Origin of the sequence: Pseudonocardia sp. P1 (assembly GCF_000178675.2) — a bacterium.
GTDB lineage: Bacteria > Actinomycetota > Actinomycetes > Mycobacteriales > Pseudonocardiaceae > Pseudonocardia.
Window position 1 is genome coordinate 3548135 of sequence record NZ_ADUJ02000001.1, and the last position, 25054, is coordinate 3573188.

Annotated in this window: 27 protein-coding genes and 1 pseudogene; 11 read left to right on the forward strand and 17 right to left on the reverse strand. The window is 74.2% G+C overall.

Going from position 1 to position 25054, the window contains the following annotated elements:
- Positions 1–14: 14 nt before the first annotated feature.
- The 3 genes from PP1_RS16180 to PP1_RS16190 form a co-directional block, all read right to left on the reverse strand.
- The gene (locus tag PP1_RS16180) at positions 15–1172 is read right to left on the reverse strand and encodes a decaprenyl-phosphate phosphoribosyltransferase (RefSeq protein WP_010240576.1); all 1158 of its coding nucleotides are present in this window, start codon (positions 1170–1172) and stop codon (positions 15–17) included.
- Positions 1173–1176: 4 nt separating this feature from the next.
- On the reverse strand, positions 1177–1767 hold the full coding sequence (locus PP1_RS16185; RefSeq protein WP_010240574.1) for a phosphatase PAP2 family protein: 591 nt from the start codon (positions 1765–1767) through the stop codon (positions 1177–1179).
- A 182-nt stretch (positions 1768–1949) separates the two neighbouring features.
- On the reverse strand, positions 1950–2789 hold the full coding sequence (locus PP1_RS16190; RefSeq protein ID WP_010240571.1) for an HAD family hydrolase: 840 nt from the start codon (positions 2787–2789) through the stop codon (positions 1950–1952).
- A gap of 85 nt (positions 2790–2874) precedes the next feature.
- Between PP1_RS16190 and PP1_RS16195 the strand changes: the two genes are divergently transcribed.
- Positions 2875–3987 (forward strand): glycosyltransferase, encoded by a 1113-nt coding sequence (locus PP1_RS16195; RefSeq protein WP_075313894.1) that lies wholly within the window; start codon positions 2875–2877, stop codon positions 3985–3987.
- A 24-nt stretch (positions 3988–4011) separates the two neighbouring features.
- On the opposite strand, the gene PP1_RS16200 is transcribed toward PP1_RS16195, so the two are convergent.
- Genes PP1_RS16200 through PP1_RS16210 form a run of 3 tightly spaced genes read right to left on the reverse strand, consistent with a single transcriptional unit; the run spans position 4012 to position 6334 of the window.
- On the reverse strand, positions 4012–4464 hold the full coding sequence (locus PP1_RS16200) for a DUF350 domain-containing protein (protein ID WP_010227507.1): 453 nt from the start codon (positions 4462–4464) through the stop codon (positions 4012–4014).
- Between the two features lie 31 nt (positions 4465–4495).
- Positions 4496–5659, reverse strand: a complete 1164-nt coding sequence (locus PP1_RS16205) for a glutathionylspermidine synthase family protein (protein ID WP_010227509.1) — start codon at positions 5657–5659, stop codon at positions 4496–4498.
- Between the two features lie 3 nt (positions 5660–5662).
- A complete protein-coding gene (locus PP1_RS16210) occupies positions 5663–6334 on the reverse strand; it encodes a hypothetical protein (RefSeq protein ID WP_050802298.1) in 672 nt (223 codons plus the stop codon).
- 254 nt (positions 6335–6588) lie between these two features.
- Here PP1_RS16210 and PP1_RS16215 point away from each other — a divergent pair, with 254 nt between their 5' ends.
- Both PP1_RS16215 and PP1_RS16220 read left to right on the forward strand, forming a co-directional pair.
- Complete coding sequence (locus PP1_RS16215) at positions 6589–7944, forward strand: septum formation family protein (RefSeq protein WP_010227513.1); 1356 nt, start codon at positions 6589–6591, stop codon at positions 7942–7944.
- 11 nt (positions 7945–7955) lie between these two features.
- Complete coding sequence (locus tag PP1_RS16220) at positions 7956–8306, forward strand: metallopeptidase family protein (protein ID WP_010227514.1); 351 nt, start codon at positions 7956–7958, stop codon at positions 8304–8306.
- A gap of 19 nt (positions 8307–8325) precedes the next feature.
- Here the strand turns inward: PP1_RS16220 and PP1_RS16225 are convergent, their stop codons facing one another.
- Genes PP1_RS16225 through PP1_RS16235 form a run of 3 tightly spaced genes read right to left on the reverse strand, consistent with a single transcriptional unit; the run spans position 8326 to position 10912 of the window.
- Complete coding sequence (locus PP1_RS16225) at positions 8326–9057, reverse strand: histidine phosphatase family protein (RefSeq protein WP_010227517.1); 732 nt, start codon at positions 9055–9057, stop codon at positions 8326–8328.
- The gene (gene pheA / locus PP1_RS16230; protein ID WP_075313893.1) at positions 9054–10001 is read right to left on the reverse strand and encodes a prephenate dehydratase; all 948 of its coding nucleotides are present in this window, start codon (positions 9999–10001) and stop codon (positions 9054–9056) included. Before pheA ends, PP1_RS16225 begins: the two co-directional genes overlap by 4 nt.
- A gap of 2 nt (positions 10002–10003) precedes the next feature.
- A complete protein-coding gene (locus PP1_RS16235; protein ID WP_010227520.1) occupies positions 10004–10912 on the reverse strand; it encodes a hypothetical protein in 909 nt (302 codons plus the stop codon).
- A gap of 140 nt (positions 10913–11052) precedes the next feature.
- Between PP1_RS16235 and PP1_RS16240 the strand changes: the two genes are divergently transcribed.
- Positions 11053–11832 carry a DUF2470 domain-containing protein gene (locus tag PP1_RS16240; protein ID WP_010227522.1) on the forward strand — a complete coding sequence of 260 codons (780 nt, stop codon included), beginning with the start codon at positions 11053–11055 and terminating at the stop codon, positions 11830–11832.
- Between the two features lie 3 nt (positions 11833–11835).
- Here the strand turns inward: PP1_RS16240 and PP1_RS16245 are convergent, their stop codons facing one another.
- On the reverse strand, positions 11836–12159 hold the full coding sequence (locus PP1_RS16245) for a DUF3817 domain-containing protein (RefSeq protein ID WP_010227524.1): 324 nt from the start codon (positions 12157–12159) through the stop codon (positions 11836–11838).
- Positions 12156–12650, reverse strand: coding sequence for a hypothetical protein (locus PP1_RS16250; protein WP_249266066.1), 495 nt, complete (start codon positions 12648–12650; stop codon positions 12156–12158). The genes PP1_RS16245 and PP1_RS16250 overlap by 4 nt, the downstream gene beginning before the upstream one ends.
- Positions 12651–12794: 144 nt before the next feature.
- On the opposite strand from PP1_RS16250, the gene PP1_RS16255 reads away from it, so the two are divergent.
- Both PP1_RS16255 and PP1_RS16260 read left to right on the forward strand, forming a co-directional pair.
- Positions 12795–13619 carry a CPBP family intramembrane glutamic endopeptidase gene (locus PP1_RS16255; protein ID WP_010227528.1) on the forward strand — a complete coding sequence of 275 codons (825 nt, stop codon included), beginning with the start codon at positions 12795–12797 and terminating at the stop codon, positions 13617–13619.
- A gap of 113 nt (positions 13620–13732) precedes the next feature.
- Positions 13733–14911: a hypothetical protein gene (locus PP1_RS16260; protein ID WP_033199167.1), complete on the forward strand. Its 1179-nt coding sequence runs from the start codon at positions 13733–13735 to the stop codon at positions 14909–14911.
- On the opposite strand, the gene PP1_RS16265 is transcribed toward PP1_RS16260, so the two are convergent.
- A complete protein-coding gene (locus PP1_RS16265; RefSeq protein ID WP_010227532.1) occupies positions 14806–15756 on the reverse strand; it encodes a 1-aminocyclopropane-1-carboxylate deaminase/D-cysteine desulfhydrase in 951 nt (316 codons plus the stop codon). The genes PP1_RS16260 and PP1_RS16265 overlap by 106 nt on opposite strands.
- On the opposite strand from PP1_RS16265, the gene PP1_RS16270 reads away from it, so the two are divergent.
- Together PP1_RS16270 and PP1_RS16275 are read left to right on the forward strand one after the other, a co-directional pair.
- Complete coding sequence (locus PP1_RS16270; RefSeq protein WP_010227534.1) at positions 15755–16255, forward strand: hypothetical protein; 501 nt, start codon at positions 15755–15757, stop codon at positions 16253–16255. The two genes, PP1_RS16265 and PP1_RS16270, sit on opposite strands and share 2 nt — an antisense overlap.
- 73 nt (positions 16256–16328) lie before the next feature.
- Positions 16329–16862 (forward strand): ferritin, encoded by a 534-nt coding sequence (locus tag PP1_RS16275; protein WP_010227536.1) that lies wholly within the window; start codon positions 16329–16331, stop codon positions 16860–16862.
- Between the two features lie 82 nt (positions 16863–16944).
- On the opposite strand, the gene PP1_RS16280 is transcribed toward PP1_RS16275, so the two are convergent.
- A complete protein-coding gene (locus PP1_RS16280) occupies positions 16945–17880 on the reverse strand; it encodes a DUF5926 family protein (protein WP_010227538.1) in 936 nt (311 codons plus the stop codon).
- A gap of 20 nt (positions 17881–17900) precedes the next feature.
- Between PP1_RS16280 and PP1_RS16285 the strand changes: the two genes are divergently transcribed.
- The 3 genes from PP1_RS16285 to PP1_RS16295 all read left to right on the forward strand — a co-directional run bounded on the left by PP1_RS16285 (position 17901) and on the right by PP1_RS16295 (position 20625).
- Positions 17901–19124 (forward strand): cytochrome P450, encoded by a 1224-nt coding sequence (locus PP1_RS16285; RefSeq protein ID WP_010227540.1) that lies wholly within the window; start codon positions 17901–17903, stop codon positions 19122–19124.
- 202 nt (positions 19125–19326) lie between these two features.
- On the forward strand, positions 19327–20055 hold the full coding sequence (locus PP1_RS16290) for a hypothetical protein (protein WP_075313892.1): 729 nt from the start codon (positions 19327–19329) through the stop codon (positions 20053–20055).
- Positions 20056–20196: 141 nt separating this feature from the next.
- The gene (locus PP1_RS16295; RefSeq protein WP_010232647.1) at positions 20197–20625 is read left to right on the forward strand and encodes a hypothetical protein; all 429 of its coding nucleotides are present in this window, start codon (positions 20197–20199) and stop codon (positions 20623–20625) included.
- A gap of 606 nt (positions 20626–21231) precedes the next feature.
- Here the strand turns inward: PP1_RS16295 and PP1_RS16300 are convergent.
- The 4 genes and pseudogenes from PP1_RS16300 to PP1_RS16315 form a co-directional block, all read right to left on the reverse strand.
- Entirely contained in the window at positions 21232–22278 is a 1047-nt protein-coding gene (locus PP1_RS16300) for a DUF4328 domain-containing protein (protein WP_075313890.1), read from the reverse strand.
- A gap of 3 nt (positions 22279–22281) precedes the next feature.
- The gene (locus PP1_RS16305) at positions 22282–22611 is read right to left on the reverse strand and encodes a rhodanese-like domain-containing protein (protein ID WP_010232649.1); all 330 of its coding nucleotides are present in this window, start codon (positions 22609–22611) and stop codon (positions 22282–22284) included.
- Between the two features lie 473 nt (positions 22612–23084).
- A pseudogene (locus tag PP1_RS16310) lies at positions 23085–24683 on the reverse strand (solute symporter family protein); the annotation flags it as partial.
- Entirely contained in the window at positions 24680–25024 is a 345-nt protein-coding gene (locus PP1_RS16315; protein WP_033198707.1) for a DUF485 domain-containing protein, read from the reverse strand. The gene PP1_RS16315 and the pseudogene PP1_RS16310, both read right to left, overlap by 4 nt.
- Positions 25025–25054 lie beyond the last annotated feature (30 nt).

The following is a 25054-nucleotide window of genomic DNA, read 5'->3' on the forward strand; positions in this document are numbered from 1 at the left end:
CCCGGCCGGGGCGGTCAGCTGTAGACGGCGAGCGTGAGCATCGCGATCCAGGCCACCGCGAGCACCTGGAGCGCCCGGTCGCCCAGCGCGATCTCCTCGGGCTCCCCACCGGAGCCCTTGTCGACGTCCACCGAGTACCGCAGCACGGCGATCACGAACGGGACGATCGACAGCACCGACCACACGGTGTTGTGGTGCGCCTCGCGGATCTCGAACGCCCACAGGCCGTAGGTCATGATCATGACTGTGGCCGACAGCGACCAGATGTAGCGCAGGTACGAGGCCGAGTAGCTCTCCAGCGACTTCCGGATCTTCGCGCCGGTGTCCTCGGCGAGGCGCATCTCGGCGTACCGCTTGCCGGCGACCATGAACAGCGAGCCGAACCCGGTGACCAGCAGGAACCACTGGGACAGCGGGATCTCGGTCGCGACACCACCGGCGATGGACCGCATCAGGAAGCCGGACGCGACGATGCAGATGTCCAGCACCGGCTGGTGCTTGAGCCACAGGCAGTACGACAGCTGCACCGCAACGTAGACGGCGAGCACGACGATGAGCTGCCAGGTGCTCAGGATCGACAGCACGATCGCCGCCGCGAACAGCACCGCGGACGCCGCGTAGGCGAGCGGCACCGGCACGATACCGGCGGCGATCGGGCGGCGGCGCTTCGTCGGGTGCGCGCGGTCGGCCTCGACGTCGAGCGCGTCGTTGACGAGGTAGACACCCGACGCGGCCAGCGAGAACGCCACGAACGCGATGAGGCAGTCGATCAGGACCTCGACGCCGAAGAGCCCGCCGCCGACGAACGGCGCGGCGAACACGAGGACGTTCTTCACCCACTGGCGCGGGCGCATCGTCTTGAGCAGGCCGCGGGCGACCATCGCCGTGGTCCGCTCGGACGGGTCCAGCGGGACGTGCGGCGCGGGGGTCCCGCCCGCGGCGTCGGCCTCGTGGCCCTCGGGGGTGCCGGCGTCGTCCGGGGCGTCCGGCTCGACGGGGGTGGTCGGGTCGGCGGCCTCCGCGACGGCGGCCTTCGACGGCGTGCCGGACCCGTCCGCGGAGGCGGCGGTGCCCGTCGAGCCGTCGGTGCCGGACGAGCCGTTCGACGAGGACGGGGATCCCTCGTCGTCGCGGTCGGTGCGGTCGACCTTCGTGGGGTCGGTGCTGGTCATGCGCTCACCCTCCGGTGCTGGGGTTGCGGCGGATCGCGCGTCGCGCGCCGGCGGCGACGGCCGCGCCGAGCGCGGTGCCGGTGGCGACGTCGGTCGGGTAGTGCACGCCGAGGACGAGGCGCGAGAGCGCCATCAGGCCGACCGTGGCGGCGGCCGCCGGCCGGGCGCGACGGCCGAGCAGGCCGCCGTAGAGCACGGCGGCCGCGGTCGTGGACGTGGCGTGCGAGGACGGGAAACTCAGCCGGCTCGGGGTGCCGACCAGGACGCGGACCGAGGGGTGGTCCGGGCGGCGCCGCCGGACGACGCGCTTGACGCCGATCGAGGCACCGTGTGCGAACGCCACCGCGGCCGCCGAACCGAGCCACTCACGGCGGCGCGGACGGTCCAGCGCCGCTCCGGCGAGGCCGATCGCGAGCCAGCCCGCGGCGTGCTCACCGAACAGCGACATGCCGCGCGCGACGCGGACGGAGCCGTCGTTCGCGAGCGTGTCCTGGACGGTCGCGAGCACGGCGATCTCGCCGGTCGCGGACGCGGTGTTCGGGGCGCCGGCGTCGGCGGTCGGTTGCGGACCGGAACGGTCCAGGGTGTCTGCCACGGGGTGGGGCCCTCCTGGCGTGCCGCTGGCACCCGGCTGGCCCGGGCGATGACAGCCCGTGATGGTACGCGCGGGCGGGTCCCCGGCCGGGATCGGGGCACGTCACGGACCCGCGGATGAGGGCGGGGTGAACGGCCGGCGACCACCGCCCGCCCCGCGGGTGCACGGGTGGGCGACCGCCGTCAGAACCAGCGTTCGAGGACCTCGGCGATGCCGTCGTGGGTGTGCGGCGCGGTGACCTCGTCGGCCAGTCCGATCAGGTCCGGGTGCGCGTTGCCCATCGCGACCCCGGTGCCCGCCCAGCGCAGCATCTCCCGATCGTTCGGCATGTCCCCGAACGCGATCGTCTCCGCGGCGGTGACGCCGAGCCGCTCGGCGACGGCGGCCAGCCCGGTGGCCTTCGTGACGCCGGGCGCGGACGCCTCGATCAGCCCGGACGGGTGCGAGAACGTCAGGTCGGCCAGCCCGTCCACCCGCGGTGCGAGCGCCTTCATCATCTGCTCGCTGGTCAGCTCCGGTGCCCGGACGAGCACCTTGGTGGCCGGGTGGGCGAGGAGCTCGTCGTGGCCGGCCTCGCCGCCGTCGTGCTCGCCCCAGGCGTGCACGTAGCCGGGGCCGGTGAGGAACTCGTCGACGGTGCCCCGCGCGATGCCGCCGGAGACCGCGTTCCCGACCCGCTCGACGCCGAGCCCGCAGCCCGGGAACAGCTCGCCGGCGAGCGCCGCGAGGGTGCGGACCGCGTCCGGGGCCAGCGTGTGCGCGCCGAGGACGACGTCGTCGACGGCGTCGTAGAGCACCGCCCCGTTCGCGCACACGCACAGCCGCACCAGCCCCTCCGGGAGCCGCGCCACGATCGGGGGGATCCAGCGCGGCGGCCGTCCGGTGACGAGCACGAAACCGGCGCCCGCACCGACCAGCCGTCCGACGACGGCGGCGGTGCGCGGCGAGACGGCGCCGCCGTCGTCGAGGAGGGTCCCGTCGACGTCGGTGGCGACCAACCGCGGTGGCTTCTCGGCGATCACGACACCGAGCCTACGGATACCGGGACGGCTGCCCGATGTCGATGTTCGGCCCCGCGGGGGACGGCGGGGTGGATACCCTCGTCGGGTGCGTGTTCTGGTGGTCGCGGCCCCGCTGGCTGGGCACCTGACGCCGCTGCTCCCGTTCGCGCACGCGCTCTGGGACTCCGGTCACGAGGTCCTGCTGGCCAGCGGCGGTGAGGCACTCCCGTCGGGCGGTCCCGGGCCGCTGCCCTTCATCGACGTCGCCCGGAACCTGCGCATCGGACGGCTGGCGGCGCGGTCGCTCGTCGCGCACCCGGCGACCGCACGCGCGGAGCTGGCCGGAAAGGGAGGGGACGCCGGTGTCCGGTCGTTGTTCGCGCCGGTCAACGAGGAGCTGACCGACGCGCTGGTGACCGTCACCGAGCAGTGGCGGCCGGACGTCGTCCTGCACGAGCCGCTGGCGGTGGCGGGGGCGCTCGCCGCCGCGCGGCACGACGTCCCCGCCGTGCTGCACGAGAACGGCCTGCTCGACGGCCTCGCGACCGCCCGCACCCTGCTCGACGCCCGCCCGCTGGAGCGCGCCCGGATCCGGCACGGCCTGCGCGGGGTCCCGGCACCGGCGATGGTCCTGACCATCGCACCGGCGAGCCTGGTCGGGGCGCGGGACGCGCTGGCGGTCCGTCCGGTGTGGCGGTCCTCGGGCGGCGCACCGCCGGCGTGGCTGCAGGAGCCGTCGGTCCGGCCCCGGATCCTGGTCCTGCGCGGCGGCGGTCCGGTCCGCGGTGACCTGCAGGCCTCCGCCGTGCGCATCGCCCGGAGCGGCGACGGCCCCGACTGCGAGCTGGTGCTGGTCCGTCCGCCCGCCCGGCTGGGCCGCAGGCTCGGCCCCGGGATCCGCTCGGTCGGCCGGGTCCCACCGGCGCAGCTGCTGCCCGCCTGCGCCGCGGTGCTGCACGGCGGGAACTCCGGGCACGTGCTGTCCGCGCTGGCCGTGGGCGTACCCCAGCTGGCGCTGCCGGGACCGGGCGACCGCAGGCACAACGCCGCGCTCGTCGAGGCCCGCGGCGCCGGGATCGGCGGCCCTCTCACCCCGGACGCGCTCCACCGGCTCGTGCACGACGGCGAGCTCGCCGCCGCGGCCCGGGAGGTGCGTGCCGAGATCGCCGCGATGCCGCCGCCGCAGGCCCGGGTCGACGTCGTCGCCGCGCTGGCCTGACCCGGCCGCACCCGAACCGTGGGGTCAGAAGACGGCGACCGCCACGATCAGGCCCAGCGCCAGGTGGGCCGCCGCGACGACCTTCGCCGCCGCGCGGGGCTCGTCGTCCTGGATGACGTCGCCGATGTCGATGCCGGTCACCCACTCCAGCAGCCGCACCGCCCCGACCTGGGCGATGATCCCGACCAGGCCGAACACCAGCGACGAGATCATGCCCTGCAGCAGCGACCCGGCCGAGGCGTAGATCGCGAGCACGATGATGAACGCCATCGAGATCATCCCGGCGGCGGTGATGGTGATGGCGTTGGGCAGGCCGGCCCGGACCATCTGCGGCAGCTTGCCCGGCGTCGTCAGGTCGATCGCCCAGAAGCCGACCAGCATCAGCAGCGTGCCGATGACGGCGTAGAGCAGGATCGCGCCGATGCCACGGCCGAGGAAGCCCCAGTAGGTAGCGTCGAGCGCCTGGGCGAGGATCACGGAATGCCTCCGGAGGAGATGCGGGGAGCGGTCAGGACGTGATGCGGTGCGGCACGAACGCCGCGCCGTCGTCGGTGATCAGGCCGGCGGTCTCGCGGATGCCCAGGCCCGCGGCGGTGTCACCGACCAGCCAGGCGCCGAGCACCGGGCGGTAGCCGTCGAACTCGGGCAGCGGGTCGAACATCTGGTAGACGAAGCCCTCGTCGCCGTAGACGCCGCCGGTCGCCGTCTCGTACCCGGGCGCGACGACCTGGATGTTCGAGCCCTCCCGGCCGAGGAGCGGCTTGCGGACGTACTCGGTGAGGATCCCGGGGTCGTTCAGCGAGGCGGGCAGCAGGTTGGGGTGCCCGGGGTAGAGCTCCCACAGCACGGCGAGCAGCGCCTTGTTCGACAGGAGCGTCTTCCACAGCGGCTCCAGCCAGAGCGTCTCCGGCAGGCTGCGGGTGACGTGCTTGCCGAAGTCGTCGGAGAGCATCCACTCCCACGGGTAGAGCTTGAAGACGCCCGACATCGGCGCCTCCTCCAGGTCCACGAACCGGTCCAGCGCCGAGTCCCAGCCGATGTCCTCGATGGACAGACCGACGGTGTCGATCCCGGCCTCGGCCGCGGTCTCCTGCAGGTACCCGACGGTGATGTGGTCCTCGCCGGTGGACTCCGCGCCGGACCAGGTGAAGTGCACCTCGGACGACGGCAGTCCCTGCCGGATCTCGCCCCAGCGCTCGACGAGCTTCTCGTGCAGGGAGTTCCACTGGTCGTCGCCGGGGTGGACGTCCTGCAGCCAGTACCACTGCAGGATCGACGCCTCGAGCAGCGACGTGGGCGTGTCCGCGTTGTACTCCAGGAGCTTGCCCGGGCCGGAGCCGTCGTAGCGCAGGTCGAACCGGCCGTAGACGTACGGGTCGGCCCGCCGCCACGACTCGGCGACGGCCTGCCAGCTCCACTCGGGCAGCGCGAAGTCCTTGAAGCGCTCCGTCGTCACCACGTGGTCGACGGCGGTCAGGCACATCGAGTGCAGGACCTCGACGTCGGCCTCGAGGGAGAGGATCTCGTCCATCTCGAAGACGTAGTGCGCCGACTCGTCCCAGTAGGGCCGCTCACCGCCGGAGCCGTCCCGGCCGGGCGTGCCGAACACCAGGCCCTGCTCGGCGACCGTGCGCTGCCAGTCCGGACGCGGGGTGCCGCGCTCGCGTCGCACCGATCAGCTCCCGGACGACGAGGACGAGCCGCCAGAGGACGACGAGCTGGACCCGCCCACCCCGAGGCCACCGCGCGAGATGGTGCTGCCGGAGGTGCCGCTGCGCACGGTCGTCCCGCTCTTCGACGCCGCCGGCGGCGGGTTGACCGAGCCACCGGTCGCGACCTGGCCGACACCGCCGGTGCTGCCGTAGTTGTAGTGGTACTGGCGCCCACCACCACCGAGGAAGATCGGGACGAACGCGAACCCGCCACCGCCGTTGCTGACCTGGCCCTGCTGCGAGGCGCCGGCGCAGTTCTCGTCCGGGACGACGACCTGGTTCTCGTCGACGCACTGGGCGACGACCTCCTCGTCCGGCGAGGACGCGGCGTAGACACCGGCGATCAGCGCGACGACGCCGATGGTGGCGCCGGCCCCGATCAGCACCCGCTTCGTCGTCCGGGAGCGGGCCTCCTTCTGCCGCACGGCCTCGCGGTCGGCGCGCAGCTTCTGCTCGCGGGCCCGCTTCTCGGCCAGCGTGGGCTCGCGGGGTGCGGTGCTGCCGTCCTGCTGACGGATCCGGCCGCGCGGTGCCGCACCGGTGCGGTCCGGCTGCGCCGCAGGCGTACCGGCCGGCGGCGTGCGGTCGTCGGCGCCCTCGGCCGGGTCGTGACCCGGCTGCCGTCCATCGCTCATCGAAGATCACCCATCGCGCTGCATCCCCCCGGGCCGCAGGCTACCCGGCCCGTGCCCGGCCCCGGCGCGCGATCCTGATCTCGATTCGGCTGCGTTTCGTCGTCCGCCGGCCCGACGAGTGGTCGCCCCGGTTCCGCGTCGATCCCGCACCGGCGCCGTCACCTGCACGTTCACAGCACGCCGCCGACCGATGACCGCGCCGGCGACCCGGCCGGGTGAGGGTGCGGCGCGCCGGACTGCATCATGGACGGGCCATGGATCCCAGCTCCCCTGCCGGCTCCGCGCCCCGCCGGCCCGCCGAGACCGGTCCCGAGACGACCGGCGAGCAGGCCTACGACGGGTACGACGGCCGCTACTCCCGCGCCACCGGTGGGGCGACGTCGGTCCTGGCCCCGCCGGAGCGTGCGACGTCCGCGACCCCGGTGGCCCCCGGCCGCCGTCGTCGCCGGGACGAGACCGACGCCGCCTCCTCCGCCTCCGACGACGGCTCCGTCGTGACGCAGGGCGGCAGCCCCGCCGGTGGCCCGTTCGGTGCCCGCCGGATCGGGATCGGGGTCCTCGTCGGCGCGATCCTCATGTTCACGGTGGCGTCGCTGGACTCGCTGCTCGGCGCCGAGGTGCCCGTACTGGGGTCGTTCGCCTCGTCCGGGGTGCCGCGCGTCGAGGAGCCGCCGCCGCTGCCGCCCCCGCCGGACGTACCCGGCACCTGCCTGAGCTGGGACCGTGCCGACGCGACCGACACCGCGGCCGTGAACTGCGCCCAGCCGCACCTGTTCGAGCAGGCCGGCCGGGTCGCGCTCGCCGACCAGCCGGTCTTCCCGACCGACGCGGCCTGGCAGAAGCTCGTCGCGGACCGGTGCACCCCGGTCGCGACCAAGTACCTGAACGGGAAGTTCGACCCGGACGGCAAGTTCCGGGTCGGCGCGCTCAAGCCCTCCGAGGCGCGCTGGAACGAGGGCGACAAGGGCATGCGGTGCGGGCTCCAGATGGCGTCCCGCAGCGGGAAGATGTTCCCGATCACCGGCAAGGTCGCCGAGCAGGACCAGTCCGCGGTCCAGCCGGCCGGCACCTGCCTCGGGATCGACGGCCGCACCGTCGGCGACCCGACGGACTGCGCGGGCCCGCACGCCGTCGAGACGGTGGGCGTGGTCGACCTCGGTACGGAGTTCAAGGAGGGCTGGCCCGCGGTCGAGGACCAGGACAAGTTCCTCCAGCCGGCCTGTACCGACGCGGCCAACAAGTTCGCCGGCAACGACAAGGTGATCGGCGAGAAGAAGCTGACCGTCTACTGGGGCAACCTCGGTGAGGAGTCCTGGAAGGCCGGCAGCCGCAAGGTCAACTGCAACATCGGCACGTTGCTGCCCGACGGCAGCGGGTTCGCGTCGGTGACCGGGTCGGTCAAGGGCAACATCGTGGTCGGTGACCAGGCGGCGCCGTCCGCGCCGGCCTCGCCGGGCGCCCCCGCCTCCCCCGAGGAGTCGTCCCCGCCCGCGGAGGGCTCGCAGGCCCCGGTCGAGCAGCCGGAGTCCGAGCAGCCGGCCGCCCCCGACACCGGGGTGGCGCCACCGTCGCTGGACGTTCCGCCCGGGCTCCCCGGGCTCGGCGACTGAGGCCGGCTCGGGTGCCGGTCCCGATGCCACCGGACCGGTTCGACGAACTGGTCGGCGAGGCGCTCGATCTCGTCCCGGAGGAGCTGACCCGGGAGATGGACAACGTCGTCGTGCTGGTCGAGCCGCGGAATCCGGAGGAGCCCGAGCTGCTGGGCCTCTACGAGGGTGTCGCCCTGACCGAGCGCACGGCCGACTACGCGGGCGAGCTACCGGACCGGATCACGATCTACCGGGACGCGGTGCTGGAGTTCTGCGAGGACGACGACCACGTCGTCGACGAGGTCGCGATCACCGTGGTGCACGAGATCGCGCACCACTTCGGCATCTCCGAGGACCGCCTGCACGAGCTCGGCTGGGGCTGACCCCGGCCGCCACCCGGGGTCAGTGCGACGAGGGGGTCCGGTCCGGCATCGGGTCCCACAGCTCCCGGGTCCAGCCGCCGGGGTCCCGGCGGAGGACGACCCGTCCGGTGTTCGGGATCGGGTTGTCCCGGCCGAACTGCGCGTCCGGGCCGTCCAGCAGCGCGAGCGTGAGGAGCCGGATCGCGGCGCCGTGGCTCACCACGACGACGGCCCCGGAGGTGACCGGCTCCAGCGCCGTGGAGACGTCCGGCAGGAACCGGTCCCACACGTCCTGCACGGACTCGCCGCCGGGCATCGGCCGGGTGACGTCGCCGTCCCACCAGGCCTCGAAGATCCCGTCGAAGATCTCGCGGGCGTCGTCGTCGGCGCGCCGGTCCAGCTCGCCGACGTAGACCTCGTGGGCGCCGGGCAGCGACCGCACGTCGAGCCCGAGCACCTCACCGATCGGGGCGGCGGTCTCCTGCGCGCGGACGGCGCGCGAGGCGTACAGGGCCCGGACCGGCCAGCCGCCGAGCAGGCCGGCGACGGCGCGGGCCTGCTCGTGCCCGAGCTCGTCGAGCCCCGGGCCGGGCAGCCCGGTGTCGAGGGCGTGCCGGACGTTCGACGGGGTCCGCCCGTGCCGGACCAGCACCAGCCGGACGGCGCCGTCGTCGGGCGGTACGGACGGCAGACGGGTACCGACCCCGACGGCCGCGAAGGACGCGGCGCCGTCGTGCTCGTCGTCGGGTCGGCCGTCGTGCGGCGCGGTCATCTGCGGGCCCCCTCGCGGACGGCGGCGAGCCAGCGCTCGGACGCCGCGTAGTCGTCGGCGGTGGCGGTGTCCAGCGGCACCACCGGGCTGCCGGTCCCCTGCACGGGCTCCGGCGGCACGTCGGAACGCGGGAACGAGCCGAGGTAGATCAGCCGGTCGCAGCGGCGGTACAGGGCGGCGAGCGCCTCCCCCATCGCCGGCTCCGAGACGTGCCCGGAGCAGTCCAGGTGGAACCAGTACTCGGCGTGCCGGTCCTTGACCGGGCGGGACTCGATCCGGGTCAGGTCGATCCCGCGCACGGCGAGCTCGGTGAGCAGCCCGAGCAGGGTCCCCGGCCGGTTGGTGGTCGTCGCGGCGAGCGTGGTGCGGTCCCACCCGGTCGGCGACGCCGGCGGCGCGGGCCGGGTGAGCAGCACGAAGCGGGTGACGGCGCCGGCGTTGTCGGCGATGTCGTCCGCCAGCACGGCGAGCCCGTGCCGGTCCGCGGCGAGCGGGGCCGCGACGGCGGCGTCGACCTCGCCGCGGGCGGCCTGCGCGGCGGCCTCGGCGGTCGAGGAGCTGACCCGGACCTCGGCGCCGGGCAGGTTCGCCGCCAGCCAGCCGCGGGTCTGGGCGATGCCGTGCCCGTGCGAGGCGACGGTGCGGATCGCGGTGGGATCGGTGCCGGCCCGCCCCAGCAGGCAGAACCGGACCGCGATCCGGGCCTCCCGGGCGATCACCAGCGGCGGGTCCTCCACGAGACCGTCGAGGACCGGCGGGACGGCCCCCTCGACGGTGTTCTCGATCGGGACGCAGCCCGCGTCGACGGAGCCGTCGCGGACGGCCGCCAGCACGGCGGGCGCGCCCGGCAGCGGGACCAGCTCGGCGTCGTGCGACTCGGGCAGCGTCCGCAGGGCCTGCTCGGTGAAGGTGGCGTGCGGGCCCAGGAATCCGATCCGGGCCATGCTCAGTCCAGCAGACCGAGCGCGACGAGATCGGCGATCGGCACCGGGTCCGGGTCGACGCCGCAGCGCGGCAGCACCGTCCGGACCTGCTCCACGGCGGCCTCGGGCAGCTCGTCGAGCTCCCGGGCGAGCGCCTCGCCGTCGGTGGTGTCCAGGGCGTCCTCGACCGGTTCGGGCGAGGCGCTGACCCCGGTCATCCGGGCGACGGCGACGATCAGGTTCAGCAGGCCGTGGCGGCCGCGGGTGAAGGACCCGGACGGCTCCTCGCGCACGATCCGGTCGAGTCCCTGCGCGGAGATCCCGCCCGTTCCGCTCTCCAGACCGGCCTGGAGGAACCGGTGCACGTCGCCGGTCTCCGGGACGTCCGACGGCCGGGGGCCGCCCATCCGGATCTTCGGCGTGCAGCCGTGCCCGGCGACCTTCCGGACGGCGGCGAGCCAGGCCTCCGTGCCGTCGGCGTCGCCCTCGACGGGGCGGCGCGGCTCGACGACCGGCGTCACCTCGTCCGGGACGAACTCGGAGACCCGCTCGAGCCACACGCCGTCGACGTCCGGCGGGGCGGCGCACTCGACGGTGCTCGGCGTGAGCAGGCTGGAGCGGGAGAACACGGTCGACAGGGCCTTGGGCACCGCGCCGAGGCCGGTGTCCACGACCAGGGCGAGCTCGGCCGGCCTGTTCGGCGCGGACCGGGCGAGTTCGGTGACCACGGCGGGAAGCTGCGAGGCCGGGCACACCAACCGCCCGACGAGGCCTCCGTAGTGACCGTCGCGAGCGGCGAGGTAGCGGGACACCACCGCGTCCACTCCCGGTGCGACGGCCCGGGGCTGCAGGAGGCTGGTGTCGTCGACCAGCGCGGCCAGCAGCGGACGGATCGGCCACGGGTCGGCAGCTGAACCCGAGGGCACGGTCATCACGCCGACGACGCTAACGGTCGGGTCACGGCCGGTGGACAACGGGGGTTCTCCCCACGTGCCCAGCAGCACAGCCACCGCACTATGGACAGGCAACACTCACGACTGATTAGGTAAGGGTTGCCTAATCGGAGGTGAGAGTGGGAACCACCCGCACGCGACGTCCGCCGACGCCCGCCGTCGCCGAGCGCGCACGCAGCCTGGTCATGCGCGGCGGCACCGCCGCACTCGTCGGGACCGGCGAGCCGGAGCCCTGTGCGCCGCTGATGCACCACACCTGGCCGGACGGCACGACCGACCTGCTGCTGCCCGACGACCACCGGGTGCGCGAGCAGGCACGGCTGTCGGCCGACGGGCTGCCGGTGATGCTGGAGCTCACCGGGCGGACACCGGTGCCGCTGCCCGAGCCGGTCCGCGAGCTGCTGTGGCTCCTGGGACGGCTGCACGAGCCGGACCCACGGACCGGACGGGAGCGGGCGCTGCGGCTGGCCGAGAAGGCCCCGCACCCCAACCTGCTCGACGCCGGCCGTGGCGCGACGCTGCTGCGGCTGCACCCGTCGTCGGGGGTCTACTCCGACGCCGAGGGCTGCGCGTCGGTCTCGCCCGCCGAGCTGGCGGCCGCCGACCCGGACCCGTTCTGCCAGGTCGAGCAGCCCTGGCTCGAACACCTCGACCAGGCGCACCCCGAGATGCTGTGCGCGCTGCGCCGGCACCTGCCGCACGGCCTGCGCGGGGTCGACGGCCGGATCCGGCCGATCGGCGTGGACCGGTGCGGGCTGCGGGTGCGGGTCCCGGCGCCGGGCGGCGGGACGCAGGACGTCCGGCTGTCGTTCTCCTCCGAGGCGACCACCCCGGCGGAGCTGCAGAAGCGCTTCGCGGAGCTGGTCGGCTGCCCCGCGGTGCCGCAGACGGAGGGCTGAGCGTCAGGACCCGGCGCCGGCGAGGTGCTCGGCCTGCACCTTCTGCGTCACCTTGCGCTCGGCCACGAACGACGCGACCGGGACGGTGCCCGCCGCCAGGATGACGACGGCGAACACCGGCTTCCAGCGGCACCGCTCGGCCAGGATCAGCGTGCACACGATGTAGATCATGTACAGGAAGCCGTGCACCATCCCGATCAGCGCTACCGGGCGCGGGTCGCCGAACAGGTACTTCGCCGGCATCGCGTAGAAGGTCAGGAGCAGCAGCCCCACACCGGTCACCCAGGCCGAGATGCGGTAGGCCCGCAGGGCGGTCGCGACGGTCACGGGGTGGACTCCTCCCGGTGCCGGACCGACAGGCGGGCCAGCTCCTCGTTGTAGGCCCGCAGCTGCGGGTCCGTGCTCCGGGGCGCGGTCACGCCGGCCGGACGGGCGGTGAAGGGCGACGGCCGGGCGGGCTCGTCAGCCGTGGCGTCGGCGGCGTCCGCGGTGGGCTCCGGGGCCACGTCGCGGGGAGCCGGCACGGCGCCGGCCGGCCGGTCGCCGTCGTCCGTGGACGGAGCGGCGGGATCACCGGACTCGACGCCCACGCCGGCGGCACGCAGGTCGCGGATCTCCATCCGCAGGAAGCGGAACCACATCACGCCGAAGAACACGGCGAAGACGGGCCACTGCAGGCCGTACCCGATGTTCAGGGCGGAGCCCATCGCCGAGCCGGCCCGCTGCCACTGCCAGACGGCGAGCCAGCCACAGGCCACCATCGCGCCGAGCGTGAGCACGTGCCAGACCATCCACCTCGGGGACAGCAGCAGCCGCATCACGCCGACCAGGGTACGCAACCGCCGGACCGGTGAGCCGCGCCCGCCCGAGCGGTACGTCACGTACCTCCCGGGACCGGTCCGACGTGCACGGTGTGCCACTCGACGGGTGTCCGCCGCGGGGGCCGGTCCCGCCGCGATGCCATGATCGGCCGTGTGACGACGGCGAGCACGCTGCGGACCTGGCTGATCCCGCCCCGCCCCGCCGACCCGGCCCCGGTGACCGACCGCCGGGAACGACGGCTGATCGGGCTGGAGATCGCCGTCGTCCTGACGGTCACGCTCGGGCTCTCCGGGCTGCGCAGCGCGCTGTCCCTGCTCGAGGCGCTCCTCGCCCCGGCCCCCCTGGCCGACCAGCAGGTCACCCTGAACGCACCGGCGTCCACCGACGCCTGGATCGACCTCGCGTTCCAGCTGGTCCGGGCGCTCCAGCTCGCCGGCTGGGGCGCCCTCGCCGCCTACCTCCTGCTGCGCGCCGGGTTCGCGCTGCGCCGGGTCGGGCTCGACGGACGACGTCCGTGGCGGGACGCGCTGCACTCCGCCGGGCTCGCCGCGCTGATCGGGATCCCCGGGCTGGGGCTGTACCTGATCGGGCGGCTCGCCGGGATCACCCCGGACGTCGCCCCGAGCACCCTCACCGACGTCTGGTGGCGCATCCCGATGCTCGTCCTGTCGGCGGCGGCGAACTCCTGGGCGGAGGAGGTCGTCATGATCGGCTACCTGCTCACCCGGTTCCGGCAGCTGGGCTGGTCGGAGAACCGCTCCGCGCTCACCGCCGCCGTGGTGCGCGGGTGCTACCACCTCTACCAGGGGATCGGGGCCTTCTTCGGGAACCTGGTGATGGGCCTCGTGTTCGCCCGGTACTGGCAGCGCACGAACCGGCTCTGGCCGCTGGTCGGGGCGCACCTGCTGATCGACATCGTCGCGTTCGTGGGCTACGCGCTGCTGGTGGACGTACTGCCGTTCTGACCGCGGAACGGCTGCAGCGCGCGTTCGGCGGCCTCCCGCAACCCGCACGGCCACCGGGCGGGTGGCGCGGCCTGCGAGCTGCACGCGCGGCACCGGCCGTCCGGTCGTGGGACGTGCGTGGCGAGCAGGGCGTCGCGCAGATCCGGGTGCTCGGCGAGCAGGGCCGCGAGGCCGGAGAGGTCTCTGTTCACCCACCCGAGCGTGCTGCCCCCGGGGGCGGCGTGATCACCCCGTCCGACCAGGTCATGGGGCCGGAGCTCCCGGTCCGGCCGGGAGTAGGTTCGCCGCTCGTGACGGGACGCCGGGAACATCTACGGTTCGCCAGGGGACTCCGGGAGACCGGCGCGACACCCGCGGCGACGGCCCGGCAGCTCCGCGAACGGTTCGGGGTCCGTGCCCTGACCGCGGCGAGGCTCGCCCACGGCTGGAGCCAGTCCGATGCCGCCGCCGAATGGAACCGCCACTGGCCCGATGCGCCCCGGACCTTCAAGGCCTTCTCCTACTGGGAGAACTGGCCCGGCCCGACCGGCCACGCGCCGTCGCTCGACGTGCTCGAACGGCTGGCGCGGCTCTACGTCTGCGCGGTGCGGGACCTGCTCGCGGACCTGCCCGACCACGGCGATGCCGGCGGGCCGGACGTGGACCGGGCAGCACTCGTCTGGCAGGTCCAGCACCTGGACCTGCCAGAACTCGTCGAGTCGGTCTCGGGCTGGGCGGCCGGGATTCCGGCGGAGCAGCGTCGGGCGTGGCTGCTCAAGCTCAGCACGGCCGCGGCTGCCGCGGCACCTCCCGGGGCGACAGCGACCGCTCGGCCGGCGCTCTCCCCGGTCACCGACCTTCGAGGGGCTTGGGCCAGCAGCTACAGCTACCCGAGCACGAGTCGCGGCCGCGACCTGGAATCCGACCATCTGGTCGACATCGAGTGCCGCGACGGGCGGCTGGTCGGGACGAGCCGACCGGACGGGACCGGCAGCGAGCTGGTCCTCACCCTCGACACCGAGGGAGTGCTGGTCACCGGCACCTGGCACGAGCGGACTTCACCGACCGGGCACTACCGCGCCGCGAGCTATCACGGCACCGTCCAGCTCGTGCTCGATCCGACCGGGACCGCGCTCACGGGCCGCTGGCTCGGCATCTCGAAGCAGTACACGATCAAGTCCGGTGAGTGGCGGCTGCGGCGGACGGGTCACTCCTCGTCGACAGGGCCGGAGACCAGCAGCACGACCGTCTCGCCGGCGAACCGGCCCTCGCCGATCGACGTCACCAACCCGAGCAGCGCCTTGCCGACGTAGACCCGGTCGGGCGCCCACCCGTGCCGGCCGCGGAACCCGGTGAGGAACGTGTCGAGCTCGGGGCTGCGCCGGGCGAACCCGCCGCAGTGGAACCGGTGCTCGATGGTCCAGTTGTCCAGCCCGTGCCCGAGCGCGGCCCGGTGCAGGGCGTCGACGTCGCCGTCGAGCGAGTGCGCCCCGCGCAGCGCGCTGATCCCGACGACGCGGCGCCCCGCCGGCAGCGCCGCCGCGATGCCGGCGACGGTCCCGCCGGTCCCGACCGCACACACGACGGCGTCGTAGGGCCGGTCGAGCTCGTGCACCATCTCGGCGAGCCCGGGCAGCGCGAGGGACGACGTCCCGCCCTCGGGCACCACGTACGGGTCGCCGAACCGCGCGTGCAGCTCCGCGAGCACGTCCGGGTCCGTCTTGCGCCGGTAGGTGCTCCGGTCGAGGTAGTGCAGCACCATCCCGCGCTCCTCGGCCCGGCGCAGACCGGGGTTCGTCGGCCGCTCCTCGCCGCGGATGACGCCGATCGTCCGGAGGCCGAGCCGCTCGCCGACCGCCGCGACGGCACGCACGTGGTTGGAGTGGGCGCCGCCGAAGGTGAGCAGGGTCCCGGCGCCCCGCTCCCGGGCGTCGCGGACGAGGTACTTCAGCTTGCGCCACTTGTTGCCCGGCACGTCGGGGTGGAGGAGGTCGTCGCGCTTGAACAGGACACGGGTCCGCCCGAACGCCGGATCGCGGATCTCGACCAGCGGCGTCGGCAGCGTCAGCTCCGCCTCCCACACCCCGTCCACGACGGTGCAGCGTACGGCGATCGTGGCGTTGCCCGGCCGGAGCCGACCGGCCACGATCTCGGACATGGGACTCGGGTCGTGGCGGGCACGGCGGGCCTCCGGCGGGGTCGCGCCGGACGGGATCTGGCTCAGCCACTACGGCTACACCAGCACCTCGCGCGGTCCGCTGGAACGCCGTCACCACGTCACCGTCCGGACGGGCAGGCGCGGGCGGATCGTGATCGCGAGCATCCCGGGGTCGAACGACTCGCGGCTCCGGCTCGACCTGGTCCGGGCCGATCTCGTCCTCACCGGCACCTGGACCGAGCACACCGCCACCGACGGCCACTATCGTGGCGCCCGCTACCACGGCGCGATCCAGCTGGTGGTCGACCCGACGGGACGTTCCGCGCGGGGCCGCTGGGTGGGCTACGACCGGGCGGGAGAGGTCGACAGCGGGCCGTGGGAGTTCACGTTGCTGACCACCGACGCCGGCCCCGCCGCGGTCCGTGAACACGCCCGTCCGGCCGCCCCGACGGAGGTCACCCGTCCTGACGAGAAGGGCCCCTCACCAGGGGAAAGGTGACCCTGTCCAACTGAGACGGACCTCAACTCTTGAGCGGTTCAAGAAAGCTCGCGAGAGCGCTAACCTGGGAGCCATGACCGACGTGACCAAGTTCCACGCCCTGCTCCGCGACCAGATCCGGAGCGAGTTCACCGCGAGCCAGCAGTACCTGGCCGTCGCCGTCTGGCTGGACGACGAGGACCTCCCCCAGCTGGCCGCGCACTTCTACGCGCAGGCCCTCGAGGAGCGCAACCACGCCCTGAGCATGGTCCAGTACCAGCTGGACAACGACCTCAAGGCGACCATCCCGGGCGTCAACGACGTCCAGACCGAGTTCGCCTCGGTCGAGGAGGTCGTGCAGCTCGCACTGACCCAGGAGAAGCAGGTCACCGAGCAGATCACCACGCTCGCCCGGACCGCCCGCGACGAGGGCGACTACCTCGGCGAGCAGTTCCTGCAGTGGTTCCTGAAGGAGCAGGTCGAGGAGGTCGCCTCCATGCAGACCCTGCTCACCGTCGTCCGCCGCGCCGGCGACAACCTCTTCCACATCGAGGACTTCGTCGCCCGCGAGCTCAAGGCCGAGGCCGCGGACCCGACGGCGCCGGCCGTCGCCGGCGGCCGCGCCTGAGTCACCCCCGTCGGTCCGCCCGGGGCCCGGTGCCACGCGCACCGGGCCTCCGGGGCCGCGTATCAGCGCGGATCAGCGCGGATCAGCGCAGCGTGATCTGCTTCCCCGCCAGCACCTCGCGGGCCCGGTGCTCGGCGTCCGTCAGCGGCTTCTCGGCCAGCCCCGCCAGGGCCTCGTCCAGCCGCTTCGCGAACTCCGCGGCAGAGCCCGCCCACTCCGACGAGTGCATCTCCCGGTCGACGTCCCAGACCGGGACCAGGAGGCCGTGCGCCCGGAACGACCCGGCGTAACGGGACCCCTCACCGAGCTCCAGCCCGTCCTGGTCGGACAGCCGGGCCAGCGCGTTCATCAGGGCCGTCTCGTCCTCGGTCCGCACCCAGCGCACGTGCGCCTTCGAGCCCGTGTCCACCCAGTACGCGCCGCGCACACCCGGCGCCGCGACCGCCTCGGTCGGCATGATCACCGCGTTGGCGCGCTCCAGCATCGCCTGCGCCTCGGGGTCCGGCTCGTCCCCCGGGATCCACCAGGAGAAGTCGCCGTGCACGGTCGGCTCCAGCGGCGTGTCCGGGTCGAGCACGTCCTGCAGGCGCTCGCCGGTGCGGCGGTCCGGACCCACGACCGGCAGCGACGAGCCCGGCTCGGCCGAGCGGGCCCAGGCCAGCGCGCCCGCGAGGTCGGCGGACAGGTCACCGGAGCGGGTCTGCACCTGCATCCCGATCAGCACGTCGCCGTTGTCCCGGACGATCGCTGCGGACGCACCGGGCAGCACCGACGCCAGCGTGACCGGGCCGCCCGAGCGGACCGGCAGCGGCGCCGTCGCCGACGGCAGGAACTCCCGCATCGCGACGAGATCGGGTTCCACGGCCAGACCCTCGAACGGCCGGATGACGATCACGTCGTCCCCGGCGCCGTGGCAGGCCTTGTACCGCTTGCCCGACCCGCACGGGCACGGCCGGCGGGGGTTGTCGGCCGCGGAGCCCTCGGTACGGGTGGCACGGTTGCGCGTCTTCTTGCCCATCGGGGGCAAGGTAGCGGGTCATGCATGCGTTCGATCCGGCCGACCCCGGTTTCCTCGCCGATCCGTACCCCTCCTACGCCGAGCTGCGCGCCGCGGGCCCGGTGCACGACCACCCCGGGCTCGGCCTCCCGGTCGCGGTGAGTCATGCGGCGTGCTCGGCCGTCCTGCGCGACCGCGGGCTGGGCCGGATCTGGTCCGACGCGGAGCCGGCGGCGGAGCTGGCGTCGTTCAACCTGCTGCACCGCAACTCGCTGCTGGAGCGCGAGGGCGAACCGCACACCCGCCTCCGACGGCTGGTGGCGTCGGCGTTCGCCCGCGGGCACACCGAGCGGCTGGCCCCGCTGGTGCGCTCCCGTGCCGAGGCGCTCGTCGACGACCTCGTCCGGCGGGTGCGCGACGGCGAGCCGGCCGATCTCGTCGCGCTGGTCGCCGAGCCGCTCCCGGTCGCGGTGATCGCCGACCTGCTCGGGGTGCCGGAGGACCGGCGGGAGCCGCTGCGGGACTGGTCTGACGCGATCGTGCGGATGTACGAGCCCGACCCCGGCGACGACGGCCGGGCCGCCGCCGAGCGGGCCTCCACCGCGTTCGTCGCGCTGCTCCGCGAGCTCGTCGCCGAGCGCCGCGCGGGTGGCGGCGGACCCGGTGGCCCGGACGGGCGGGACCTCGTCGGGGACCTGCTCGCCGTCCGCGGATCGGCCGACGAGTCCTCCGACCGGATCTCCGACGACGAGCTCGTCGGGACCGCCGTGCTGCTCCTCATGGCGGGCCACGAGGCGACGGTGAACGTCGTCGGCAACGGGGTGTACGCACTGCTCCGGCACCCGGAGCAGTGGCAGCGGCTGCTCGCCGACCCGTCGCTGGTCGGTACGGCCGTCGAGGAGCTGATCCGCTTCGACGCCCCGTTGCAGCTGTTCGACCGCACCGCCGTGACGGACACGACCGTCGGCGGACACCCGGTGCCCGCCGGGACCCGGATCGGGGCCCTGCTCGGCGCCGCCGGACGCGATCCGGCCGTGTTCGGCGACGACGCCGACCGGCTCGACGTGGGCCGCTCCCCGAACCCCCACCTGGGCTTCGGCGCCGGCGCGCACTACTGCCTCGGCGCGCCACTGGCCCGGCTGGAGATCGCCGAGGTGCTCCGGGCACTGGTGCGCGAACTGCCCGGCGCCGCGGTGCACGGGACACCGGTCCGCCGCCCGCGGTTCGTGATGCGCGGCTGGGCGGAGCTGGCCCTGACCGGCTGAGCCGGACGGACGCTGTTCCGCTGCGCCGTCCGACGTACTACGAGATCCGTTCGCTGAATTGCCGACGCCTGCGCGCAATCACAGTTCCAGGAATTGCGGGAACCGGTGGAGGGGATCGGAGAACGCTCGCAGGCCTCGTGGTGAAATCATGCGGGTGGAATCATGGTCGGAAGTGCTCCGCGGCGCATGGGACGCTCCCGGCGTGCGCTATGCGTGCCTGGCCGATCCGGTCGCCGGGACCGTCGTCGCGGCGCACGGAACGACCGGGCACGACCCGGGGCCGGACGGTGGGCACCCGCCGGCGGGGAGCGACGATCCGGCAGGCGCCGTGCCGGACGACGTCGCTGCGGTGCTCGGCTGGGGATCGGCCGAGGCCGGGCGCACCGGACCAACCTTCGAGGACGCGGTGATCACCACCGGCGAGGCGTACCACCTCGTCCGTGTGCTGCCCCGGGACGGCACGGCGCTGCTCGCCTACCTCAGGGTCGACCGGGTGCGCGGCAACCTCGCGCTCGCCCGCCGGGCGCTGCTGGCCCTTCCGGCAGACCCGTCTCCACCTGCGAATACGTCGATCCTGGAGCCGGCCCCTCCCGCGACGGACCTCCCGGACGCGACCGCGTCCACGATGCCTCGGCTCCCGGCCGTCGTCGTGCCGGAGCAGGCCGCGGCCCCCGCGGTGGAGCGGACCCCGCGACCGGTGATCCCGCTCCCGCGCCGGGAGCCCGGTCCGGGCGGCGGCTCGGGGACCCCGCCCGCGGCACTCGCGCCGGCGCCCCGCCCCGCCGGGCGGGCGGCCGCCGACGAGCCCGCCGCCGTCCCGTCCGGACCGCTGGACGGACCGGGTGGCGGATGGGCCGACGATCTCCGCACGATGGCCCGGATCCTGGCCGGCCTGCGCCGGCTGGATCGATCGCCCACGACGGACGGTTGACGGTCGGGAATTCAGGGTTATCGTTGTCGTTCTCCACGGTGAAATCGACGAAGATCCGTTCCGGCCCCCGCAGGAATGGCCGTAGGAGTCGGCTCCCTCGAACTCGAACGCGGCGCTCTGTGCCGTGCGGAGGCAACTGTAATGAACAACATCGATCGTTCGCTGGACATGGCAGCCAACATCAAGGGCGCCTTCGCGGTCGCGATCGTCGACTTCGACAGCGGCATGACGCTCGGCTCCCGCGGCGGCAGCCCCGAGTTCGACCTCGACGTCGCGGCCCCCGGCAACTCGGAGGTCGTCCGCACGAAGCTCGAGGTCATGCAGAAGCTCGGCCTGCGCGAGACCATCGAGGACATCCTGATCACGCTGGACACCCAGTACCACCTGATCCGGATCATCCGCGGCACCGACGAGCAGCTGTTCTTCTACCTCGTCCTCAACCGCGCACAGGCGAACCTGGCGATGGCCCGGCGCGACCTGCGGGTCATCGAGCAGCAGTTCGCGATGGCGTCCCCGCAGTCCGCCCCGCAGGCGCAGGGCCAGACCTACTTCCCCGCGCAGCAGCGCTGACCGGCGCGGAGCCGCCTACCCGCATGGGACGTCACCGGCATGCCGTGGCGGTCCGGACCGACGGCCTCGCCGCCGTGCTCGGACCGCTCCTCGGCGACCCCAGGATCCGGTCCGCCGCGCTGATCGACGTCGACAGCGGCATGGTGCTCGACGTCTGCGGCCCGGACACCGCGGCCGGGCGGTTCGGCAACGGCCGGGCCGCCGAGCACGACCACCGGGACGAGGTGCGCGGCGCCGCACACGCCGAGCTGGTCCGGATCGGGCTCGCGCTGTCGCCCGGCTCGGGCGGGGTGCTCGGGCTCGTCCTGGAGGCGGGCCCGGACCGGCACGTGCTGCACACCGTCGCGGACCCGCACGGCGGGCTGCTCGCGCTGTCCGTGGTCGTGCGTGGCCCGGACCGGGTGGTGGCCAAGGTCCGCAGGCAGGTGCGGTCGGTGTCCGACGCGGCGCTGACCGCGGGACCCTCGGTCGCGGTCCGGCCCGGTTCGACGGCGTGGTCGGTGGCCCGGCCGGACGGCGCTCCGGCCGATCCGGTGCACCCCGGCCCTGTGAGCTCGGGACCGGTCGACGAAGCGGCCGTGGAGACGACCGCGCCACACCGGCCCGTCACCGAGCTGCAGGCGCCTCCGCCGGCTCCGGTGGTGTCGGGTCCGTCCGCTCCGCTGCGGGTGGCGCCGCTGTCGGCGATGCTCCCGGCGCCGCGCCCGGAACCGCCCGTACCAGCAGCTCCCGCGGACCCTGTGGATCCGGCTCCAGCAGACCGGTGATCCACCGGACGACGCGGATCGTCCGGTACGCGGTGACCGCGGCGACCGCGTTCGCCCACACGTGCAGCACGACCCCGTCGGCCAGCGCCTGCGTGCCCGACCGGAAGCGCCAGACCAGCGCGACCGTCGCGAGCAGCAGCGACGCGATCCAGAGCCCCCACCACACGAGCAGCTCCCGCGACGGCGAGGGCCGGCGCTGCGGCTCCAGCCCGAGCGCCGCGTGCTCGGTCTCCGCCAGCAGGGATCCGGGGCCGGCGAGGTTCCAGCCCGGCACGACCCAGCCGGCCACGATCCACCGACGGCTGCGCCAGGCCCGCGTCCCCGACCGGTCTGCCGCCGCGCGGTAGGCCCACAGGCTCCAGGACACGGTCAGCACACCGGCCGCGATCACCGCCGCCACCGAGGACCAGCCGCCGAACCAGACCATCGCGTCGGACCAGCCGACGGCGACCGGGGACAGCGCGTCGGACCGGCTGACCAGCAACAGGCCGTACCGCCACGCCTCCGCGACCGCGGCGATCGCGCTCACGACGACGAGCACCCACAGCACCGGGACCAGCTGGCCGGCCAGCCACCGGGCCCGGTCGATCGGCTGGGCCGGACCGTCGCCCGGCGACACGGGCCGCCGCCACGGCCCGACCGGCAGACCCCATCCCGGCACCGACCGGTAGCGGGGCGGACCGGCGTAGCGGTCGGTGCCGCCGGACGCCGGCGCCGGATCGGACACGGTGCCCGGCACGGTCGCCACCCAGTCCAGCGCCGCCAGGTACCGGCCGCACCACGGGCAGAAGGCACCACTGCCGGGCGGAGCCGTCCGGCCGCACCGCGGGCACGGCGGCGGTACGCGGCCACCGGTCTGCGGCGGGATCCGCCCGGGTACGGACACGGCTCAGGCGATCCGGGGGGCGCTGCCGTCGTCGGTGATCACGTCGCGACCCGAGGCCGCCCAGTCCTGCATCCCGCCGGCCACGTTCACCGCGGGGAAGCCCTGCTGGGCGAGGTAGGCGACGACCCGCCCGGAGCGGCCGCCGGAGCGGCACACGACGAAGAGCGGGTCGTCGGTGGGCACCTCGCCCATCCGGCCGGCCAGCTCCGACATCGGCAGGTGACGGGCGGCCGGGGCATGGCCTGCGGTCCACTCGTCGAGCTCGCGGACGTCCAGCAACGGGGCGTCGGCGGGCACGTCGGACACGCTCACGGTGGGCACCTGGTCGGACATGGCGCCATCCTGCCACGCACCACCGTCAACACCCGGTGAGAGACGGACGCGCCGGCCCGGGGTCCCGGACCGGCGCGTCGGACGACGGGTCAGTTCCGCCGGTCGTCGCGGTAGAGCGATCCGTGCGGGATCGTCACCTCGTTCGGGTCCACCGGCGGCACCTGGCGGTACCCGCCGGTGGCGTGCACCGGCCGGTGCCCACCGGTCCCCTGCCCGCCCTGCCACCCGGGCCGGCCGGACGGGCCGACCGCGGGCTGGGTCCCGGTCAGGCCGGTGTTGCCGAACAGGTCGCCCGCCTGGCTGCTGGTCCGCGACCGCATGCCCGGCTCGCCGCCGTTGCGGCCGTCACGGCCGTCGCGCGGGGGCCGCGGTGCCTGTGCCGACCGGTCCTGCACCGGCCGGTGGCCGGCCCGGTCGGCCAGCTCGGAGGCCGGCACGGCGGTGGGCCGCGGCTCCTCCTTGGGCGGTGCGGTGGACCGGACCGCACCGGCACCGGTCAGCGAGCGGACCTCCATCTCGGCGTAGCGGGCGGCGTTGAACCGCTCGCGGCCACCGAGCACGGTCCCGATGACGCCCAGCAGGAACGACGCGGGGATCGACACCAGGCCCGGGTTCGACAGCGGGAAGATCGCGAAGTCGGCGCCCGGGATCATCGAGGTCGGCGACCCGGAGACCGCGGGCGAGACCAGGATCAGCCCGACGCAGATCACGACACCGCCGTAGATGCTGCACAGCGCGCCGGTCGTGTTGAACCGCTTCCAGAACAGCGAGAACAGGATCGTCGGCAGGTTCGCCGACGCGGCCACCGCGAACGCCAGTGCCACCAGGAAGGCGACGTTCTGGCCGTTCGCGACGATCCCGCCCGCGATCGCGACGAGTCCGATGACCAGCGCCGTCGTGCGGGCGACCTTCACCTCGGAGTCCGGCGAGGCCTGCCCGCGGCGCAGGACGTTGGCGTACACGTCGTGCGCGAACGACGCCGACGCGGTGATCGTCAGGCCGGCGACGACCGCGAGGATCGTCGCGAACGCGACCGCCGAGATCAGGCCGAGCATGATCTCGCCGCCCAGCGCGTACGCGAGCAGCGGCGCGGCGTCGTTCTGGTTCGCGCGGGTGATCGTCCCCGGCGGCAGCAGGGCCGTCGCGCCGTACCCGAGCACCAGCGTGAACAGGTAGAAGATGCCGATCAGCCAGATCGCCCAGACCACCGAGCGGCGGGCCTCCTTGGCCGACGGGACCGTGTAGAAGCGCATCAGGATGTGCGGCAGGCCCGCGGTGCCCAGCACCAGGGCGAGGCCCAGCGAGATGAAGTCGACCTTGTTCGTGTACTGCAGGCCCGGGTTGAGCAGGGCCTCACCGCGGTCGGAGTTCTCGGTCGCCCGCTCCATCACGGTGGACAGGTCGAACCCGTACCGGCCCAGCACCCAGGTGGTCATCACGGCCGCGCCGGTGAGCAGCAGGCCCGCCTTGATGATCTGCACCCAGGTGGTGCCCTTCATGCCGCCGAACAGCACGTAGACGACCATCAGCCCGCCGACGACGATGATCACCAGCGCCTGCGAGAACGAGTCGTCCTTCGGGATCTGCAGCAGCAGCGAGATCAGGCCGCCGGCACCCGCCATCTGGGCGATCAGGTAGAAGAGCGAGACGACCAGCGTCGAGGTCGCGGCGGCCGCGCGGACCGGGCGCTGACGCATCCGGAACGCCAGGACGTCGCCCATCGTGAACCGGCCGGTGTTCCGCAGCAGCTCGGCGACCAGCAGCAGGGCCATCAGCCAGCCGACCAGGAAGCCGATCGAGTAGAGGAACCCGTCGTAGCCGTAGAGGGCGATCGCGCCCGCGATACCCAGGAACGACGCGGCGGACAGGAAGTCGCCCGCGATCGCGGTGCCGTTCTGCGGGCCGGTGAACGCGTGCCCGCCGGTGTAGTAGTCGGCCCGGGTCGCGTTGGTGCGGCTGACCCGCAGCACGATCATCAGCGTCACGATCACGAACAGCAGGAAGAACCCGAGGTTCGCGGTGACCGACCCGACCGACTCGGCCTGCGCGAGGACCTGCGTCGTCGCCGTCATGCCCGCACCTCCCCGCTCTGCTCGACGCGGGCCCGCAGCTCGGCGGCCGGGCCGTCGATCTCGCGCTCCGCGAACCGCACGTACAGCGTCGTGATCAGGAACGTGCTGACGAACTGCCCGAGCCCGATCAGCAGGCCGACGGTGATCGTCCCGGTGACGCGGATGGACATGAACTCGGGGGCATAGCCGGCGAGGCCGATGTAGACGAGGTACCAGGCGAGGAAGATCGCCGTCATCGGGAACACGTAGCGGCGGAGCCGGCCGCGGAACGCGCGGAACTCCGGGCTGGCCTGGACCTGCTGGTAGATCGTGCCGGTCGAGCGCTCAGCGGGGCTGCTCATGGCGCCGTTCACCGGTCCTTTCACATCACG